This window comes from Psychrobacter sp. TB55-MNA-CIBAN-0194, assembly GCF_040309505.1.
In the GTDB taxonomy this organism is placed as follows: Bacteria; Pseudomonadota; Gammaproteobacteria; order Pseudomonadales; family Moraxellaceae; genus Psychrobacter; species Psychrobacter fozii.
Genome location: NZ_JBEOOW010000401.1, coordinates 1 through 264, shown reverse-complemented (window position 1 = coordinate 264; position 264 = coordinate 1). Strand labels below are relative to the sequence as shown.

The window sequence follows — 264 nt, the reverse complement described above, 5'->3', positions numbered from 1 at the left end:
CCATCAAGATGCGCGCTGGTATAGGGCACGATACCATCTGACAGACGCTCGGTTAATGCTTGGCTAATCTCTTCATTGACGATAACAGAAGCAACCAGTGCTTCAGGTGGCAAGGTATCTGTCTTAGTAGTCGCATCTTTTGCAGTCTCTCCATCAACTACGGCAGCTGAAACGTTTAAATTATCTGAGTTTTCTACATTGCTGGTACTACTGGTATCGACAGTCTCAATTACGATATCGTCATCTTCTATGACTGCTTGTGAC

At 44.7% G+C, this 264-nt stretch carries 1 pseudogene; it reads right to left on the bottom strand.

Annotated elements, in window-relative coordinates:
• Positions 1-264 (bottom strand): annotated as a pseudogene (locus AAEY75_RS15640) (esterase/lipase family protein); the annotation flags it as partial.